At 58.8% G+C, this 18,781-nt stretch carries 18 protein-coding genes and 1 riboswitch; of the genes, 13 read left to right on the top strand and 5 right to left on the bottom strand.

Annotated features, from left to right (window positions below; genetic code table 11):
• Positions 1-85 precede the first annotated feature (85 nt).
• From ACOYW1_RS11335 to ACOYW1_RS11325, 3 genes are read right to left on the bottom strand one after another with little or no spacing between them, the layout of a single operon-like run.
• Positions 86-457: a DUF2149 domain-containing protein gene (locus tag ACOYW1_RS11335; RefSeq protein ID WP_482416370.1), complete on the bottom strand. Its 372-nt coding sequence runs from the start codon at positions 455-457 to the stop codon at positions 86-88.
• Positions 454-1,098 (bottom strand): MotA/TolQ/ExbB proton channel family protein, encoded by a 645-nt coding sequence (locus ACOYW1_RS11330; RefSeq protein WP_482422872.1) that lies wholly within the window; start codon positions 1,096-1,098, stop codon positions 454-456. The genes ACOYW1_RS11335 and ACOYW1_RS11330 overlap by 4 nt, the downstream gene beginning before the upstream one ends.
• Before the next feature lie 21 nt (positions 1,099-1,119).
• Entirely contained in the window at positions 1,120-1,851 is a 732-nt protein-coding gene (locus tag ACOYW1_RS11325) for a DUF2162 family putative transporter (protein ID WP_482422871.1), read from the bottom strand.
• 206 nt (positions 1,852-2,057) lie between these two features.
• A riboswitch (cobalamin riboswitch) is annotated at positions 2,058-2,266 on the bottom strand.
• A gap of 135 nt (positions 2,267-2,401) precedes the next feature.
• Here ACOYW1_RS11325 and ACOYW1_RS11320 point away from each other — a divergent pair.
• Genes ACOYW1_RS11320 through ACOYW1_RS11310 form a run of 3 tightly spaced genes read left to right on the top strand, consistent with a single transcriptional unit; the run spans position 2,402 to position 5,162 of the window.
• Positions 2,402-3,316: an ABC transporter substrate-binding protein gene (locus ACOYW1_RS11320; RefSeq protein WP_482422870.1), complete on the top strand. Its 915-nt coding sequence runs from the start codon at positions 2,402-2,404 to the stop codon at positions 3,314-3,316.
• Positions 3,313-4,332, top strand: a complete 1,020-nt coding sequence (locus ACOYW1_RS11315) for a FecCD family ABC transporter permease (RefSeq protein WP_482422869.1) — start codon at positions 3,313-3,315, stop codon at positions 4,330-4,332. The genes ACOYW1_RS11320 and ACOYW1_RS11315 overlap by 4 nt, the downstream gene beginning before the upstream one ends.
• On the top strand, positions 4,329-5,162 hold the full coding sequence (locus tag ACOYW1_RS11310) for an ABC transporter ATP-binding protein (RefSeq protein WP_482422868.1): 834 nt from the start codon (positions 4,329-4,331) through the stop codon (positions 5,160-5,162). The genes ACOYW1_RS11315 and ACOYW1_RS11310 overlap by 4 nt, the downstream gene beginning before the upstream one ends.
• Before the next feature lie 6 nt (positions 5,163-5,168).
• Here the strand turns inward: ACOYW1_RS11310 and ACOYW1_RS11305 are convergent, their stop codons facing one another.
• Positions 5,169-5,816, bottom strand: coding sequence for a PAS domain-containing protein (locus ACOYW1_RS11305; RefSeq protein WP_482422867.1), 648 nt, complete (start codon positions 5,814-5,816; stop codon positions 5,169-5,171).
• A 314-nt stretch (positions 5,817-6,130) separates the two neighbouring features.
• On the opposite strand from ACOYW1_RS11305, the gene ACOYW1_RS11300 reads away from it, so the two are divergent.
• A complete protein-coding gene (locus ACOYW1_RS11300; RefSeq protein ID WP_482422866.1) occupies positions 6,131-6,727 on the top strand; it encodes a hypothetical protein in 597 nt (198 codons plus the stop codon).
• A gap of 136 nt (positions 6,728-6,863) precedes the next feature.
• On the opposite strand, the gene ACOYW1_RS11295 is transcribed toward ACOYW1_RS11300, so the two are convergent.
• Positions 6,864-8,582: a methyl-accepting chemotaxis protein gene (locus ACOYW1_RS11295; protein ID WP_482422865.1), complete on the bottom strand. Its 1,719-nt coding sequence runs from the start codon at positions 8,580-8,582 to the stop codon at positions 6,864-6,866.
• A gap of 1,197 nt (positions 8,583-9,779) precedes the next feature.
• On the opposite strand from ACOYW1_RS11295, the gene ACOYW1_RS11290 reads away from it, so the two are divergent.
• The 9 genes from ACOYW1_RS11290 (at position 9,780) to ACOYW1_RS11250 (ending at position 18,777) form a co-directional block, all read left to right on the top strand.
• Positions 9,780-11,060, top strand: coding sequence for a (Fe-S)-binding protein (locus tag ACOYW1_RS11290; RefSeq protein ID WP_482416379.1), 1,281 nt, complete (start codon positions 9,780-9,782; stop codon positions 11,058-11,060).
• A gap of 11 nt (positions 11,061-11,071) precedes the next feature.
• Positions 11,072-14,107: an FAD-dependent oxidoreductase gene (locus ACOYW1_RS11285; RefSeq protein WP_482422864.1), complete on the top strand. Its 3,036-nt coding sequence runs from the start codon at positions 11,072-11,074 to the stop codon at positions 14,105-14,107.
• A gap of 209 nt (positions 14,108-14,316) precedes the next feature.
• Positions 14,317-14,754, top strand: a complete 438-nt coding sequence (locus ACOYW1_RS11280) for a hydrogenase iron-sulfur subunit (RefSeq protein ID WP_482416381.1) — start codon at positions 14,317-14,319, stop codon at positions 14,752-14,754.
• Positions 14,751-15,698, top strand: coding sequence for a 4Fe-4S ferredoxin (locus tag ACOYW1_RS11275; protein WP_482422863.1), 948 nt, complete (start codon positions 14,751-14,753; stop codon positions 15,696-15,698). Before ACOYW1_RS11280 ends, ACOYW1_RS11275 begins: the two co-directional genes overlap by 4 nt.
• 150 nt (positions 15,699-15,848) lie before the next feature.
• Entirely contained in the window at positions 15,849-16,673 is an 825-nt protein-coding gene (locus ACOYW1_RS11270) for a hypothetical protein (protein WP_482422862.1), read from the top strand.
• Positions 16,613-16,882 carry a 4Fe-4S dicluster domain-containing protein gene (locus ACOYW1_RS11265; RefSeq protein ID WP_482423706.1) on the top strand — a complete coding sequence of 90 codons (270 nt, stop codon included), beginning with the start codon at positions 16,613-16,615 and terminating at the stop codon, positions 16,880-16,882. The genes ACOYW1_RS11270 and ACOYW1_RS11265 overlap by 61 nt, the downstream gene beginning before the upstream one ends.
• 12 nt (positions 16,883-16,894) lie before the next feature.
• Positions 16,895-17,740, top strand: a complete 846-nt coding sequence (locus ACOYW1_RS11260; RefSeq protein ID WP_482416384.1) for an FAD/NAD(P)-binding protein — start codon at positions 16,895-16,897, stop codon at positions 17,738-17,740.
• Between the two features lie 93 nt (positions 17,741-17,833).
• Positions 17,834-18,145: an IscA/HesB family protein gene (locus ACOYW1_RS11255; protein ID WP_180145180.1), complete on the top strand. Its 312-nt coding sequence runs from the start codon at positions 17,834-17,836 to the stop codon at positions 18,143-18,145.
• Between the two features lie 140 nt (positions 18,146-18,285).
• On the top strand, positions 18,286-18,777 hold the full coding sequence (locus ACOYW1_RS11250; protein ID WP_482422861.1) for a hypothetical protein: 492 nt from the start codon (positions 18,286-18,288) through the stop codon (positions 18,775-18,777).
• Positions 18,778-18,781 lie beyond the last annotated feature (4 nt).

The following is an 18,781-nucleotide window of genomic DNA, read 5'->3' as shown; positions in this document are numbered from 1 at the left end:
CAGCGGCCCTGCCGGGGCAACACGTTTGGAAAAATTGACAAACAGGCCTTGAATATGGGGGCACTCGATTCGAGAAATATCCGGGTTAGTCCGGTGCAGCCTCGTTTCCATCGGGAACGTACACCATGGAACCGTCTTCCAGACGATAGGCCACGCCCATGCGATGCCCTTCACCTTCCCCCATGGTTTTGGAGACCTTCAGCGCTTCGATTTTTCGCTTGGATTTGGTAATGATCTCCATCTCCCCGTTTTTGTTTTTTTTGACGATGGTCATCTCGCTCTCTTCGTTGAAGAGGTCGTGGAGGCGATAGGTGGAAAACAGGGTCACGATGAGCCCCACAATAAAGACCAGGCCGATGTCAAACAGGTTGGCCACCCCGTCCATGGGGTCCGAGGCCATGGGCCTCCCCTGATTCCCGCCCCCCACGGCGTAGCGTCGTTTTTTCAGGTACCTCATGCCGCCTCCCCGGCGGGTGCCCCTGTTGTCCCGTTGCCCGATGAGTCTTGCGGGGTTCCGGCCAGGGCTTCGGTGGCCACCTCCATGTTCAGGAGGTCCTCATCGGCCCAGCGGGTCTTGATGACGAGGAACAGATAAGCCAGGAGTCCCACGGCAAGGCCCACCACCGTGGTGGTAAAGGCAATGACCAGCTCCGAAGAGAGCATGGAAAGGTCCCCCTGTCCCAGGGCGGCCAGCCCCGTTCCCATGGGGATCAGTGTGCCGATGAGGCCCAGACCCGGCCCCACGCGAACCACCAGGCGATACATGTCAAGAGAGGAAAAGAGCCGGCGTGTGGTGTCCTGAAGGAGTCCCTCCACCTCAAGGGTCGAGGCGCCACCGTTTTTTTCCAGGAGGCCTTTGAGCCGGGCCACATAACGGCTGACCCGGGGCGTGGTATGCAGGTCATGGTCAGGCCTGAAGAACACATCCGGGCCGTCGTTTTCCACCGCCATGCGATGCCTTCGTACCCATTCGGAAAAAAGGGCCCCGGCACACACCACGGCCCAGAAGGTGAGAAAGGCCAGAAGGATCAGGACCGGGTAGAGAAGGGATGATGAGACCACATAGATATAACTTTTGATGAGAGCTGCCGTTTGCACGTACGAATCCTTAAAAAAACGTCAATGGGTATGGACAAAACGATCCAGAAAGATGCCGCCCCCAAAGAGGCAACATGCAACAATGGCCGCAGCAATAGATGCGTTTTCCTCGCCGCGGGCCGAATCGGCTGCGCCGGATGCCATGGCAAACACATCCGGCAACTCGGAGACATGGGGAACCACCAGAATCGTCAGGAGAAACCAGAGCGCCGCAAGGACCATCATCGTTCCCATGACGTGGTGAGGGGTACCGAACCGGGCCCCCAGGCATCGGGTGGTCAGAAAACCAACCGATGCAACGAGGACGAAAATCCCCCAGGCCATGGCGGTCATGCCAAAGGCATTCTCCGGGAAAAGCCCGATAACAAAGGCGATGGTCAGCAGAATCACCCCCATGCACACCGGGCACGGCAGGGCAAAGAGCAGCCATCCCCGCACGGGCCCTGATCCCTCGGCAGGTTTTTTCAGCAAGGCGGAGCCCCACACGAGGAGAAGCGAGGCCATGGCCGCGTGAACGGCCATGGCCCACTTCACCAGGTGTTCTACGATAAGGAGCTTGTTTAACAGATTGACACGGGTAAGGAGCAGGTAACACCCGGCGAACAGGAGGGTATAGGCCAGAGCCGCCACTGCGATGAAGGCAAGGCGGCGGCTCTTTCTTTGCGACCACCCGCAGGCCAGGCCGATGCCGCATTTGGCGGCGTACATTCCCATGGTAAAGACCAATCCGGCAATCAGGCTTTTCCATTCCATGGTACGTGTACTCCTTCCAAATGATACGGCAACGGAGTGGTCTCCGTCGGGTTGCGTAAAGCCGGGATGGAGGGTGCGGGCGTGAAAACAAAAAAATCCCCGCACCTGTAGGTTTAAGGTGCGGGGATCCGTATTTTCCCACAAAAAAAGCGTGACACACAATCTGTGCATGCATCGCGGCATATCTCAGCCTTTACCACGGGCATCGAGACATCTCCATCCAGGCAGGTCTTCTGACTCGCGGATCGTCCCGTCCGGCGCGCCTTCCCGAGTGCTTAACAACACCCAGTGGCATGGTGGCCGAAACAGTCCCCACTTACAGCGGCGGGTCCGTTCCCGAATTTCACGGGATTCCCTATTCTCTTCTCCCCTTGAGCCATGCAAAGGGAAAAGCACCTGAATTTCTCGTTTACTATTCCATAGAAATGTCCTATGTCAAGGATAATTTTCCCTGTGGGGAGAATCCGGCAATCAGGCTCGAACCCTTTGGATTCAAGCATATCCAAAGATATGCGCGGACCCGGTTTCGTGGGAGGTCATGGATAACATCATGAAAAATCGAGCCTTACGCACCCTTTTCCTTCTCGCTTTGGGCGTGGCCTGGTGCGGCCTCTTCGCTGCCCGTGTGCAGGCCAAAAGCGTTACCGACACCACAGGCTGCATCGTTGATCTGCCGGACGCCCCAAAAAGAGTGGTGTCCCTTGCCCCCAGCATCACCGAGATCGTTTTTTCCCTGGGCAAGGGAGATCTCCTTGCCGGGGTTACCCGATACAGCGACTACCCTGCGGCAGCACAGAAACTTCCCCGGGTCGGCAGCTATATCCGACCGGAGCTGGAGACCATTGTCTCCCTGAAGCCCGACCTCTGCCTGGCGGTGAAGGACGGCAACCCGGATAAAGTGATCCAGCGTATCAAGGCCTTCGGCATCCCCGTGTACACGGTCAATCCCGACGGTATCGACACGATTATCCGTTCTATCAATGAGATAGGCAACCTCCTTAATGCAACGAGTGAGGCCAGAGCCATCACCGATGCCATGGGCGCCCAGCTGGAGGCCATTGACCGGACCATTGCCAAGGCATCCCATAAACCCCGCCTCTTTTTCCAGATCGGGATCTCCCCCATCGTCTCCGTGGGCAAGAACACCTTTTTAAACGAAATGATCCGCCGGGCAGGGGGAGAGAACGTCGTCACCAGCAAAACGCCCTACCCCCGGTTTTCCAAGGAACAGGTCCTGGCCCTGGCACCGGAGATGATCATCATCACCTCCATGGCGAGAAACGACGACTTCGACACCATGAGACAGGAGTGGGCAAGCTGGCCGTCCCTTCCCGCCGTTCAAACCAACAACATCCATGTCGTGAATTCGGACATCCTGGATCGCCCCACCCCGCGTGTGGTGGAGGGCCTTGCCATGCTGGCGGCCCTGATCCATCCCACCCTTTTTGAGGAGGCGGCCCGGTGAACGACACATCCAGGGTACGGGGGCGCCTGCTGAAACGAATCCTCCTCATCACCGCCCTGCTCTCCATGGTTCTTGGGGCTGCGGTTCTCCTGGGCCTGGCCACTGGGCCTTCGGGTATCGACCTTACGCCTGTGGCACAGCTCGTAACGGGTGATTCCCAGGCAGACAGCCTCCAGATTGCCATCATCGAGCGCATCCGGTTGCCCCGGGTGCTCATGGCCCTGTTCTGCGGGGCAGTGCTCTCCTTAGGGGGGCTGGTTTTCCAGGCCCTTCTGGGAAACCCCCTTGCCGAGCCCTATATCCTTGGCATCTCCGGCGGTGCGGCCACCGGTGCCATCATGGGGATCCTTGCCGGATTTGCCCGTGTGCCGGGGGTCAGCCTCACCGCCTTTGCCGGCAGCATGGTCACCCTCTTCCTGGTGCTTGTCCTTTCACGGGGCGAAAGCCGGGTGGGCCGGGACGCCATGCTGTTATCCGGCGTCATGGTCAACGCCTTCTGCTCGGCGGTGATTATGTTTCTCATCTCCATTTCCGAAGAGAACAAGCTCCACGACATCATGTTCTGGCTCATGGGAGACCTCTCCTCAGCAGACATGCCCCAGGTGGGCATGGTGGCCCTTCTGGTACTGCCCTGCTTTGTGGTGATCTTTCTTCTCTCCCACAAGATGAACCTCATGCTCATGGGGCGCGAGATGGCAAGGGCCATGGGGGTCTCCATCCGGCGGACCACCCTTATCCTTCTTATCGCCACCTCGTTCATGGTCAGCGCCATGGTCTGCCAGAGCGGCCTCATGGGGTTTGTGGGCCTGGTGGTGCCCCACATCCTCCGGCAGGTGTTTGGTTCGGACCACCGGGTGCTGGTGCCTGCCACCATCGTGGGCGGAGGCGCCTTCATGGTGATCTGCGACCTGCTGGCCCGTTGGATTCCCCGGGAGGGAGAGATTCCCGTGGGGGTGATCACTGCCATGATCGGGGCCCCTTTGTTCATCATGCTTCTTAAAAGGAGGGCCCGATGATGATACGCAACAATGCGGCCACGGCAGCCAGCCTTTCCACCCGTGAACTCTCCACGGGCTACGGCAGCCATGAGGTGCTGACGGACATCACCCTTTCCGTTCCCCGGGGCTCCTTTTTTATCATCGCAGGCCCCAACGGCACGGGCAAAACCACCCTGCTGAAATGCCTGGCCGGGCTTTCCCGCCCTCGAACAGGCGAAGTGTCCCTGGAAAATACCCCCCTGTCCCGGATGACGCGGCGGGAACTGGCACGGCGCATCGCATTTTTACCTCAATCGGTGGAGAGCGCTTTTTCACTGACGGTACGGGAGGTGGTGCTCATGGGGCGGGCGCCCCACCTGGGCATGCTGGGCTTTCACAAAGATGAAGACATGGCCCTTGCCGAAGAAGCCATGGCCTTTACCGATGTCCTGCACCTGGCAGACCGTTCGGTGGAGGCGCTGAGCGGTGGGGAAAAACAACGGGTCTTTATCTCCAGGGCTGTGTGCCAGCAGCCCGAGTTCATTCTCCTAGACGAACCCACCTCGGCCCTGGATCTGGCCCATCAGGTGCGTGTCATGGATTTGATGGAGAGGTTGAAGGTGGAGCGGGGAACCGGGGTGGTGATGGTCTCCCACGATTTGAACCTGGCGGCCATGTATGCCGATACCCTCTGCCTGATCCATAAGGGCACCGTGTCGTCCTTGGGGTCGCCGTCCCAGGTCCTGGAAAAAGAACGGCTGGAAGCCGTCTACGGGTGCCGCCTCTTTGTGGAAGAGAGCCCGGCGGCCTCAAGCTTGCGCATCACCCCCGTCCCCGCTCGATTGAGCAAGGGCGTGGCGAGCCGTTGAGGGGGCTCACCCCTTGCCGGACGATTCTCCACCAAACTCCGGGTAAAGAAGGTTCCTGCACTCCGGGCAGATCCCATGGGAGAAATCCGCCTCGGAATGACGGGAGATGTAGGCCTCCAAAGGATGCCAGACGCCCTGTTTGTCCCGGATTTTTTTGCAGGAGCTGCAAATGGGAAGGATCCCCTTGAGGGTCCGGATTTCAGCCAGGGCTTTTTCAAGGTCTGCCATGGCCCTGTCCCGCTCAAGCTCGGCCTTCTTTTTTTCCGTGATGTTGATGACGGTCCAGAGGATAAAAGCTGGTGGCCCTTCGTCGTTTAACAGTGGGGAAATGCGCCCCTGGAACCACTGAAGGTCCGATGGCCCGCCCCCGGGGTTGTCTTTCAACGTGTCGGGCACGAGGCTGTACTCCACCACCTGGATGGTTTCCGTATCAAGGGTGAGATGAATCATGGAAAGGTAGTGTTCGGCCAGTTCCACGGGGAGCACCTCGTGAAGCGTTTTGCCTTTGAGATACGCAGGGTCATCGTAAAGGCTCCGCTCGATGCCCCCGAACACCTCCAGATAACGCCCTTTCCGATCCATGATAAAAACCGGATCCGGAAAATGTGCCACAATGGAAACAAGGTCCTGTTTCCCCCACGTTAAATCCTGCATCCCTCGTAACCTCCCCCCAGTCAGCCGAGACAGCGCGTTAACCCATGGTTCCCATGGTGTGTTCCCCCTATGTCGAGCCTGCCTGAACAACTCAAAGAGGTCAACCTGAAACATCTGGCAAGGCGCTCCGGACTTGCCTAAGGAACCATATTGTTATTGCCATTCATGACGAGTTTGTTTAATGTTTGCCCGAACGCGTGCCGTCATCTAATCAATGCCGCACGTCTTCAGGGTATCCTCCCTGAGGGATTGTTTTTGCCAGAGCCTTGGATGCCAAGTCATGTATGTAAACCCAGCCATCTCCGGAGGGATGCATGGAGATAGAACAGAAACGCTACCTGAACAGGACGCGCTTCACCTTTGAAAAGGAACGCCTGACCTACGCCATGGGTCAGGAATCAGGATCTCGGTCTTTCGGGGTGTATTACGCCGACATCCCCATGGAGACGACCATGGTGGAAGCACGAAATCCCTGGTTTCGAAACACAGCGGCCGTGCTCATGATCGTCTGGCTGTGCAGCCTCCTCACATGGTTTGTCGTGCCGTCTCAACAGGCGGGCCCAGCCCTCTACCTTCCCCTTGCAGCATCCATCTGCCTGCTCATCTACCGGTTTGCCTTCACCCGGTATACGGTGCTGAAAACCGAATCCGGGGAGATTTACCTGATCAACGACAATCGCTATGACGAAATCTTTGACGAGCTCATGAAGCGACGCAAAAGCCAGCTTCTCTCCTGGTACGGAGAGATCGATTACGCCAACGACCCCGGCGAAGAGATCCGCAAATTCCACTGGCTCAAAGTTCAGGGCGTCATCGGCGATGAAGAGTTCGAATCCATCCGCACCCGCATCGAGGTGTTCCACGGTCCCATGCAGGAGACTGATTTTATGGAGGGGCCGAGTATAAATTAGGAACAACAGGAAAAAAAGGTTATAGAAAAACAAAGCGCCTCCACAGCACATGTGGAGGCGCTTTTTTTGTTTTCGGCAAATGCATACTTTTTATTTGCCTATGACCTATCGCCTCTTACCTGTTTTTCCCGTTTTGTCATACCTTAAACCTCGACACCATGGACGTCAAAGACTCCGAAAGCCGGGAGAGCTCTTCGGCGCTGGTGCTCACCATGGTGCTGCTGGATGCGATCTCGGCACTTCCGGCGTTTACGGCGCTGATCTCCCGGGCAATGTTCTCCGAGACCATGGAGGTCTCGGCCACGTTACCATTGACCTCTTCGATGCCCTGGGCGGCCTGGGCCACGTTGCCGGAAATCTCCCGGGTGGTAACGGCCTGCTCTTCCACTGACGCGGCGATGGTGGAGACGATGTCGTTGACCTCGACGATGACGTCGGAGATGGAGCGGATCTGGGTGCCGGTCTGCCGGTAGTCCCTGGATGCCCTCCACCTGGCGCTTGATCTCCTGGGTGGCCTCGGAGGTCTGGGCGGCAAGGGCCTTGATTTCGTTAGCCACAACAGCAAACCCTTTGCCCGCTTCACCGGCCCGGGCCGCCTCGATGGTGGCGTTCGGCCAGGATGCATGCTGTTCCAGATGTCGGTGATGGCCTCGGTGACCTTGCTGATCTCATCAGCCGACACGCCCAGAAGATCCACTTTTTCCGTGGCTGTCTTTGCCTTTGACACGGCGCCCTGGGTAATTCCGCTGGCCTTTTCGGAATTTGAGGCGATCTCCTGGACCGTGACGCTCATCTCCTCGGAGGCGGCGGCCACCATGCCCACGTTGGTGGAGGCCTGCTCGCTGGCTGCGGCCACAGAGGTCATGGTGACGTTCATCTCTTCGGCGGCGGCCGCCACGCTGTCTGAACGGGAGGAGGCTTCGTCGGCACCCTGGGAGAGCTGGGTGGCCACGGCAGAGAGTTCCGTGGAGGCGCTGTTAAGGCCCATGGCATTTTCCGCCACGTCCCGGACAATGGTCTGCAGATTTTCGATAAACACGTTGATCCAGCGGGCGAGCTCCCCGGTTTCATCTTCATTGGTGATGGCAAGTCGCGTGGTCAGGTCCCCTTCCCCTTCGGCGATGTCCTTGAGGCCGTTGATGGCCTGCCGCAGGGAACGGGTAATGGCAACGGCCATCATCAGGGTCACGGGCAGGATAATAAGAAGAAAGAACCCGCCTGCGATCCCCGCCACCAGGGTCACGCCCCGGGAGACGTCTCCCGCGATCACGTTCTGGATAACAGCTTTTTCTTCTTCGATGTTGTCGATGTAGACGCCGGACCCGACCCAGAAGGATGTTCCGGGAATCTTCTCGGCGTAGCCGATCTTGGGCTGCACCCCTTTTCCGGGTTTCTGGAAGCTGTAGGAGACGAACCCGCCCCCGGCGCTGGCGGCTTTTTCAAGCTCAATGAGGTAGTAGACGCCGTTGGCGTCCTTGGAATTTTTTCTGTTTTCTCCGGTCAGGGACAGGTTGGCTGCATTGCACACCACTTTAAACCCGTCATAGACAAAAAAATAGCCGGACCGGTCTTCTTCAAACCGAATGGGAACGATGATCTCCCGAACGACGTCCTCCACCGACTCGGATTCCGGCGCTTTTTGAAGGGCATTGCCCAGAGCCAGGGCCATGGCGTGGGTGGCCACCTTGAGCTTTTCCTTCTGCCCCTTCAGCATCACCTCTCCGGCTTCATGGATCCCGGCGTCCCTTGCCATGGAACCGATCTTGAATGACCCGACCAGCATGCCGCTGAAGAGAAGAAAGACCATACCGATGATGATATAGATCCTTGCCTTGATTGAGACCTTCTTGAACATTACAACTCCTTATCATCTTTGATGTGACATCCGTGTCACGGCAGCATGGGATGCTGCCGACCAAATCTGAGGGATCCCCTCAACGGATCCGAGGCGAGACCGCAGTCACTCCCGCACGTGGTGAACATCTCGGTATATTTCTTTTGTATGTTCTTACTTTCCTAAAATTCTCTTCGCTATTTCCCCCCGTTTAGAAGAATCATTTCCCGGAATGGACACCAATACCGGCCCATGCCCAATGGTTTGTGAGACTGTTCTTCTTTCCATTTTGTAAATGATAGTGATTAAAATACGTATCGCCAAAAGGAACCCACAATTTAGTAAAATTTACCAAATTAATTTCCCTCGACACCTATCACGCCTTAAACACAGAACATACAGGCCATGGTTCAGCAATGCATGACAGGTTCCCTGAACAGCATCATCCGAACCGTGAGCACACCGTCAGTGGCGAGGCTTTGCCGCGCTGAACCCAAGGTAAAAACAGGTCGACGCCCTTCGACGTCTGGCAGTTGCCTCCCGAACCGCAGCTCCCTCAAGGACGATATGAATCCCGTTCAGTTTTTCCAATGCAAATTATCCTAAGGTACGTGTGCCCCTGTGCTTCCAAAGAAGACAGGTAAATTTCAGGGGTGAGTGCGCGTTTATTCCGCCACGTTCCGGAGATGAATAACTGGCGGACAGAGGCTCTCCCGCCCCATGACGTCACTTTTTTTGCCCGCAACGGAACAATTTATTTCCTCGATATTTTCTGATAGCAATATTCAATATTCCTATTTGACATATTTAATACGTCTATATATCACTAAACCGAATCCCATGGACCGACCCGTTGCCCGTATACATAAGGGGCTCCAGGGACTTTCGTTCCCCCATACCTCACTGCACTGGAGACAAGATGCGATTTCCATCCGGGTACAACTGACAGAGCAACAAAATCCGCCCGTGCTCGGCGGATTTCCGTTGCCGGTAAGCACGCCCCTCGTGCGTGCGTCAGGTGATACCCGGAAATGTGCCCGCCTTTTTTCCAGACGGCCCATTTCCTCTTCACCTCCCCTGCCTGGTCTTAACGGACCGGGCTCCTGACAATTGTGGACACCATTTCCGTCGACCACGGGAATCTTACATCCCGCCCACCCGAGGTGCATGCATCGGGCGGCGGAGCGAGACGTTGTTTGAAGAGGAGACGACCACACAATGATTGAACCACTGGAAGTAACCGGAACCCCATCGCGCATCCGAGACAAGGCCCTGGCCATGATCCCGGACGGGAACTTGAGCGCCTGCCTCACCTGCGGCACCTGCGCAAGCGGCTGCCCGGCAACAGGACAGATGGGCATGGACCCGCGCAGGTTTTTGCGCATGGCGGTCCTTGGCATGGATGAACAGCTGGATCGGCACCCCTGGGTATGGGTCTGCACCATGTGCAAACGGTGTTACGACGCCTGCCCCATGAGCATCAACATCCCCCAGCTCATCTACGACCTGCGGGCGGAGTGGCCACGGGAGGAACGACCCAAAGGGATCCTCGGCTCCTGCGACCACCACATCAACTCCGAGGGCGGCGCCATGGGCGTCCCCCTGGAGGATTTCAAGTTCACCATCGAGGACCTGGCCGAGGAGTGCCGCGAGCAGCCCGGGTTTGAAGAGCTCCGGGCCGACCTGGATCGGGAGGGCGCCTATTTTGCCCTCAACCAGAACTCACGGGAGCCCGTCACCGAACCGGATGAGCTCCTCCCCTTGTGGAAAATCCTCCACACCGTGGGGGCGGACTGGACCTACTACTCCAAAATGTGGGGCGGCGAGAACTACTGCATGTTCCTGGCCGATGACGAATCCTGGGAAAAAATCATCCGCGCACAGGTGGAGCACATCGAAAAGCTCGGCTGCAAGGTGTTCATCAACACCGAGTGCGGCCACTCCTTCTATGCGGTCTGGCAGGGACTGCGGCGGTTCAACATTCCCCACAACTTTGAGTTCCGAAGCATCATCGAGTACTACGCCAAATGGATCCGCGAAGGAAAACTCCCGGTCAACTCCGACTGGAACACAGGCGGCATCAAATTCACCGTCCAGGACCCCTGCAACGTGGTCCGCAAATCCCTGGGGGACAAACTGGCCGACGACCTGCGTTTTGTGGTGAAAAAAGTGGTGGGCGAGGAGAACTTCATCGACATGGTGCCCAACCGCTCCATGAACTTTTGCTGCGGCGGCGGAGGGGGCTCCCTCCAGGCCGGCTTCACGGACGAGCGGCAGGCGTATGGCAAAGTGAAGTTCGATCAGATCCAGACCACCGGAGCCGACTACGTCATCACCCCCTGCCACAACTGCCACGCCCAGGTGGAGGACATCGGCCACCACTTTGAGGGAACGTACCACACCGTGCACCTCTGGACCCTCATCTGCCTCTCTCTGGGGATCCTGGGAGAAAACGAGCGCACCTATCTCGGGCCGGACCTGGCCGACTACGGGCTGTAAGGAGACTGGAAATGACTGCAAAACAAACCATCGGATCGGTACTCATTGCCGGGGGCGGCATCGGCGGCATCCAGGCCGCCCTGGACCTGGCCAACTCGGGGTACAAAGTCTACATGGTGGAAAAGGCACCTTCCATCGGCGGGGTCATGGCCCAGCTGGACAAAACCTTCCCCACCAACGACTGCTCCATGTGCATCATGTCCCCCAAGCTCGTGGAGGTGGGGCGCCACATGAACATCGAGCTCCTCACCCTTGCCGAGATCAAAGGGGTCTCAGGGGAAAAGGGTGATTTTACGGTGGAGGTCTTCCAGAAGGCCCGCTACGTGGACATGGACAAATGCATCGCCTGCGGCGCCTGCACCGAGAAGTGCCCCAAAAAAGTGGAAGACGTCTACAACCAGGGCCTGGTGAAACGCAAAGCCATCTACGCCCTCTACCCACAGGCCGTGCCCCTGAAGTACTGCATCGACGCCGACAACTGCATCAAGCTCACCAAGGGCAAGTGCGGCATCTGCGAAAAAACCTGCCCTGCCGGGGCCATCAACTATGAGGACACGGACAAGACCCTCTCCCTCAACGTGGGCTCCATCATCCTGGCACCCGGGTTCAAGGCCTACGACCCCAGCGGCAAGGCCATCTACAACTACGACAAGAGCCCGGATGTGGTGACCTCCCTGGAATTCGAGCGCCTCCTCTCCGCCTCGGGACCCAACCAGGGCCACGTGGTGCGCATGAGCGACCACGCCGAGCCCCGGAAGATCGCCTGGCTGCAGTGCATCGGCTCCCGGGACATCAACACCTGCGACAACGGCCACTGCTCCAGCGTCTGCTGCATGTACGCCATCAAGCAGGCCATCATCGCCAAGGAGCACGACCCGAGCCTGGACTGCACCATCTTCTACATGGACATGCGGACCCACGGCAAAGGCTTTGAGAGCTGCTACAACGAGGCAAAGGAGAAGCACGGGATCCGTTTTGTACGATGCCGCGTTCACTCGGTCTTCAGCCAGGTTGGAGACGAGGTGGGACAGGTCATCGACTACGTGGACGAGGCCACGGGCAAGGTGACCCGGGAAATCTACGACCTGGTGGTCCTCTCCGTGGGTATGGAGATCTCAGACGAGGTGAAAGAGCTCGCCCACACCATGGGCGTGGAACTCACCCCCGGAGGCTTTTGCAAAACCGACTCCTTCAACCCCGTGGCCACAACCCGGGACGGGGTCTTTGTCTGCGGCGCCCTCCAGGGGCCCAAGGACATTCCCCAGTCGGTCATCGAGGCGGGCTCTGCCGCCCTGTCCGCAGGGGCTGCCCTCACCTCGGCCCGGGGCACCCTCACCAAGGCCATGGCAACTCCTGAAGAGACCGACATCTCGGGCGAGCGCCCGCGGGTCGGGGTCTTTGTCTGCCACTGCGGCATCAACATCGGCAGCGTGGTGGATGTTCCCGGCGTGCGGGATTTTGCCAAAGACCTCCCCTTTGTGGAGTATGTGGGGGACAACCTCTACTCCTGCTCCCAGGACACCCAGGACGCCATGACCAAGGTGATCAAGGAGCAGAAGCTCAACCGCATCGTGGTGGCGGCCTGCTCTCCCAGGACCCACGACCCTCTCTTTCAGGAGACCCTCATCAACGCAGGGCTCAACAAGTACCTCTTTGAGATGGTCAACATCCGGAACCACAACTCCTGGGTCCACAAGGACCACCCGGCCGAAGCCACGGAAAAAGCCATGGAGATGGTGCGCATGGCCGTGGCCAAGGTGGCTCTTTTCACGCCTCTCACCGAAGCCGAACTCTCCATCGACCAGAACGCCCTGGTGGTGGGCGGTGGGCTCTCGGGTATGGCCGCAGCAAGAGCCCTCTCCGGCCAGGGGTACCACGTCTCCATCGTGGAAAAAGAAGAGCGTTTAGGCGGCCAGGCCAACAGCCTGTTCACGACCTCCAAGGGCGAGTCCATTCAGCAGGGCCTGAAAGCCATGAGCGCCGAGGTGGAAGCCGACCCCAACATCGACCTGTTCCTGGGGGCCGAACTCTCCGAAGTGGAAGGCTTTGTGGGCAACTTCTCATCCACCATTTCCCAAAAGGACAAGAACACACAGACCGAGCACGGGGTCACCGTCATAGCCACCGGCGCTTCCGAGCACACACCGGACGAGTACCTCTACGGCAAGGATCCGCGTGTCCTGACCGGCCTGGAGCTGGACGAAAAGTTCATCGCAAACGATCCCATGCTGGAGAAGGCAAGCTGCGCCGTCTTCATCCAGTGCGTGGGTTCCCGGGAGCCGGGGCGTCCCTACTGCTCCCGCATCTGCTGCACCCACACCATGTCCTCGGCCCTGCACCTCAAAGAGAAGAACCCCGAGATGAAGGTGTTTGTGCTCTACCGGGACATCCGAACCTACGGCGAGCGCGAAGCCCTCTACAAAGAGGCCCGGGAAAAAGGCGTGATCTTTGTCCGCTACAACGTGGATGACAAACCCGTGGTGGATAACAGCGGGGACTGCCTGACGGTCACCGTCACCGACCACGTGCTCAATCGCCCCCTGGCCATCAAGGCAGACCTGCTCACCCTGGCTGCGGCCGTGGTTCCCCACCGGGACGAAAAGCTGGCCCAGTTCTTCAAGGTGCCCATCAACGACGAGGGCTTCTTTGCCGAGGCCCACGTGAAGCTGGCGCCCTCGGACTTTGCCGTGGACGGTGTCTTCCTCTGCGGCCTGGCCCATTATCCCAAGCCCGTGGACGAATCCATCGCCCAGGCCCAGGCCGCCGCCTCCAGCGCCACGCGCCTGCTCTCGGGCAAGACCATCAACACCAGCGGAAACGTGGCCGAGGTCAACCCCTCCCTTTGCAGTGGGTGCGGGGTCTGCGTGGCGGTCTGTCCCTACAACGCCCCGAGCCTCCAGGCATCGGGCAGGGACGAAGGCAAGGCCATCATCAACCCCGTGATCTGCAAAGGGTGCGGCGCCTGCGTCGCCTCCTGCCGCTCCGGCGCCCTGCAGCTCAAAGGGTTTGAAGAGGCCCAGCTCATGGCCATGATCGACAACATTTAGGTCCGTAACCATGTAACCACTCAGCTGGCCTCCGGCGGGTCGCTTTTTTGAAAAAAAGCTCCGCAAAAAACTTTCCATAATAGAAAAGTCGAAATTATTTCGGCGAAGCCTGGAAAGACTTGCTCAAGACCTGTTTGTCAAACTTTTCAAAAGTTTGGCCCCCGGCAGGGCCGCCGGAGGCAAGGCGTTTAAGATACAGGAGAACACCAATGAGTTCGTTTGAACCGAAAATTGTCACGTTTCTCTGCAACTGGTGCAGTTACGGCGCCGCCGACCTGGCGGGTGTGAGCCGTTTTCAATATCCCCCCAACATGCGGGTGATTCGCGTGCCCTGCTCGGGCCGCATCTCGCCCAAAATGGTCCTGGCGGCCCTTCGCAAAGGGGCCGACGGGGTGTGGATCTCCGGGTGCCACCCCGGGGACTGCCACTACATCGAAGGAAACTATTATGCCCGGCGCAAGTTCACCCTCCTCAAGGAGATGCTGGAGTTCAACGGCATCGAACCGGGGCGTCTCCACTTCTCGTGGATCTCGTCAGCCGAAGGGGTGAAGTTTGCCGAGGTGGCCAACAAGGTCATTGACGAGGTGAAAGCCCTCGGGCCCGCCACCGTATTGATCAAAGAGAGCCCCGAGGAGACTGCCGCATGAATGCCATCGTAGAAACAATCCGGACCACGGCAAAGGAGCTCCTCGCCAAAGGAAAGGTGGAAGCGGTCATCGGCTTTAAAAAAGGAAGCCTGCCCCTCTCCACCGAGCCCTTCATGGCCACGACCCCCGACGACGCAGAAAAGCTCACCTGGGATGCCAACTGCCGACTCAACCTGGCCGCTTACCTCAACAAAGAGATGGGCAAGGTGGCGGTGGTTGCCAAGGGGTGCGATTCCCGAAACATCGTGGGGCACATCGTTGAAAACCGCGTGAAGCGTGAGAATGTGGTGGTCATCGGCGTCCCCTGCACCGGCATGATTGATCCCCAAAAGGCCATGGATGCCGCTGGGGGCGAGATCCTGGCCATGCAGGAAGACGGAGAGGTGCTGGTCCTCACGTCCGCCACGGATGAGAAGCGCATTCCCAAGGCAGAGCTGCTGCGCCAGAACTGCACCCTCTGCGCCCACCCCAACCCGGTGATCTCGGATACCATGGCAGGCGATGCCGTGCCCGAGCCCCAGGGCATCGACCGCTACGCCGATATCCGGGAGATCGAGGCCAAGCCCAGTACGGAAAAATGGGCGTTTTTCGAAGAGGCCCTCTCCGCGTGCACCCGGTGTTACGCCTGCAAAAACGCGTGCCCCTTGTGTTACTGCCCCACCTGTTTCACGGAGGAATCCCGTCCCCAGTGGGTGGGCAAGGGCACCGACCCTGTGGATGTGCGCACCTACCATATGCTCCGGGCCATCCACTGCGCCGGTCGCTGCACCGACTGCGGGGCCTGCGAATCGGCCTGCCCCATGGGCGTGCCCGTGCGGCTCCTGACGCGCAAGATGGAAAAGACCGTGGAAGAGAACTGGGGATTCGAAGCGGGCCTCACCATCGAGACCCGCCCGGCACAGGACACCTTCCGCCTCGACGACCCGGAAGCGTTTATTCTGTAACCAGGGCATGCCCAGGTTGCAGCCTGCCTTTTCCGGTTTTCCGGGCAGAGCAGGGTCTGGCGCTATGGCCGGAACCAGGAAACTCACTGACCGATGCGGTTTACTGGAACTCATCGAATCCTGGGTGACAGCACATAAAGGATCATACCGATGACCATATTACGTATCGATAAATCATGTTGGACCGAGGGGCTGGACCGTGCGCGGCAAGCCTACGCCCTTGTGGGACCCGCTCCGGATGGAGAGGTCCCGGGCTTTCGGGAGCTGAAAGAGAGCGAGTACCCCATCATGGACGGCAGTCAGACCCGTCTGTCTCCCAAAGGCGTCGTGTTTCCGCCTTCCCAGGTGATGATGACCTGCTCGTTCAAGGAAGGGGACCCGAAAAAAGATATCTACGAGGCCGTAAAGATTGACACCCGCCCCCGTGCGGTGGTGGGAATCCGCCCCAACGACGCCAAAGCGCTTCAACTTGTCCGCCTTAACTTTGACACCGAGGAGTACAAGGATCCCTATGTGGTGGAAGCCTTTGAGGCCTGTACCTGGATCGGCCTGGCCGTGCAGGCGCCGTCTGCCACAGATTTTTCCACAAGCTGCGGCACCGGGCCCTTTGACGAGACCTGCCTGGACGTGATGCTGGTGGACAACGGTGAGCACTACCTTGCCAGGGTGCTCACGGACAAGGGCGCGGCCTGGGCCGAGGCAGCAGGGTTTGAGACCCCGGCCGAAGAAGGCGCCGATGCCCGCATTGCCGACCTGAAAGCATCGGCGGAGAAAGCCATCTCCTCTTCCATGGCCTGGAACCGGATTTTCAGGTTCTGGACCTCTACGAGGCCGATCACTGGAACAAGACCACCTTTGCCTGCCTCAACTGCGGCACCTGCACCTATGCCTGTCCCACCTGCTGGTGTTTCGACATCCAGGACGAGGTCCACGGGGAGACGGGCTACCGCATTCGAAACTGGGACTCCTGCATGACCTCTCTGTTCACCCGGCACGGCTCCGGCCACAACCCCCGGGAGACCCCCATGCAGCGGACCCGGCAGCGGTTCATGCACAAGCTGAAGTATTTTCCGGACAAATACGGTCAGGGCATCATGTGCGTGGGATGCGGACGGTGCATCGAGCAGTGCCCCGCCGGCATCGACATCCGAGACGTGTGCAACACCATGAACAGCCAGGCATAGGGGGAGCCCATCATGCAGAATCCGTACGTACCCTACCCGGTCCGCATCGACGCCGTCGATACGGCCACCGAAGACAATAGCTTAAAGACCTTTACCTTCAGCTTCCTGAATCCCGGCGATGAGGAGAAATTCGCCTACCAGGCCGGGCAGTTTGCCGAGCTTTCCATCCCCGGCCAGGGGGAGATCCCCATCGGCATTGCCTCTTCCCCTACGGAAAAAGGCTTCGTCATGTTCACCGTGTTCAAGACAGGCAAGGTGACCGCCTGCCTCCACGACATGAAGGAGGGGGACATCATGGGCATCCGGGGGCCCCTGGGCAACTGGTACCCCTGGGAGACCCTCACCGGTAAGAACATTCTCATCGTGGGCGGTGGGTTTGCCTTCACCACTCTGCGTTCTTCCATCAAGATGATGCTGGAACCGGAAAACAGGTCCAAATTCGGAACCATCGACGTGGTCTACGGCGCCCGGACCCCGGGGATGCTTCTCTACAAAGAGGAGCTCATGGCCTGGGAAAAACGCGACGACATCAACATGCACATCACCGTGGACGCCACCGACGACCCGGACTGGGGCTACCACACGGGCTTTGTGCCGGCCCTCACCGAAAAAGTGGCTCCGGCCGCCTCCGAGGACACCTACGCCATCGTCTGCGGGCCGCCTGTGATGATCAAGTTCACCCTGCCGGTCCTTGAAAAACTCGGCTACAGCCACGACCGCATCATCATGAGCCTTGAAAACCGCATGAAATGCGGCATCGGCATGTGCGGCCGCTGCAACATCGGCAAGGAGCTGGTCTGCAAGGACGGTCCGGTCTTCAGCCTTGCAGAGATCAACATGACGCCCGGCGAATTTTAACTTCATACAATCAAGATGTTATGCGCAACTATTGATGCGCTTGTTTAACCAGTGGGGCATCCCCCCCATGGACACAAAGGAGTACACAAACACATGTTTACCGTCACCGAAGCGGCTCAAACCGAGATCGCCCGTTACTTTGAAAACCGAACCCCTGCCCCCATCCGCGTCTTCCTCAACTCCGGCTGCGGCGGTGCCCAACTGGCCATGGCCGTTGATATGCAGAAAGACGGGGACACCCTTTATACCATCGGGGGCATGGAGTATGTCATCGAGACCGATCTCCTCAACCAGGCCCAGCCCCTGGTGGTGGACTTCAAGGATGTCGGCTTCAAGCTCAGCTCGAGCCTGAAACTCTCAAGCGGCTGCTCATCATGCGGCAGCCACGGCTCCTGCTGTTCCTGACCCACACAGATAACGTGCCGGATGTATTCGCCCAGCGGATGATCGGCACCTGAAGATTTGTCCTGTCCGACCCGGCGGGCGCATGGCTGAGGGCTTACAGCCTTGCGCCTGCCGGGGACGACATTTTTTCCGGAGGCACCATGATTCGCTGCATCCATCTCACCCATCGCTTTGAAAAACAGCTCAGCGCCATGCGGCGTTCCTCAAAGATGGCGGTTGCCGCAGGTCGCAAGGCTGACACCATCATCCACCGCCTTACCGCCAACGGCCAGGGCCCCCTGCACGAAGCCGGAAAGCTCAGCAACCACGGCGAGCGCCGGATCCGCCATGCCGTGAAGTTCGATATCGGCAAGGGCTACCGCATGCTGGGGGTCAAAAAAGACGACGAGCTGTTCCTGCTCTTCATCGGGCCCCACGACAGCTGCGCGGCCTGGATCGAAAACAACAGGGGCGTGGAAAACCCCGGGGACCTGGCGCGCATCAGGACCCTTGCAGTGGACCAGCCCGGCCCCGAACCGGCAGCAGCCTTCGATGGCTCCCGCGAACCCGATTACGACGACCTCCTCCTTGCCCGGGTCACCGAGCAGGACCTCTGTGTTATTTTCAAAGGGTTGAGGGGGCAGAACGGTTGAATGG

Source organism: Desulfoluna sp. CYM3A (genome assembly GCF_056829965.1).
Note: the sequence above shows the minus strand (reverse complement) of the source record. Positions and strands in the feature narration are given on the sequence as shown.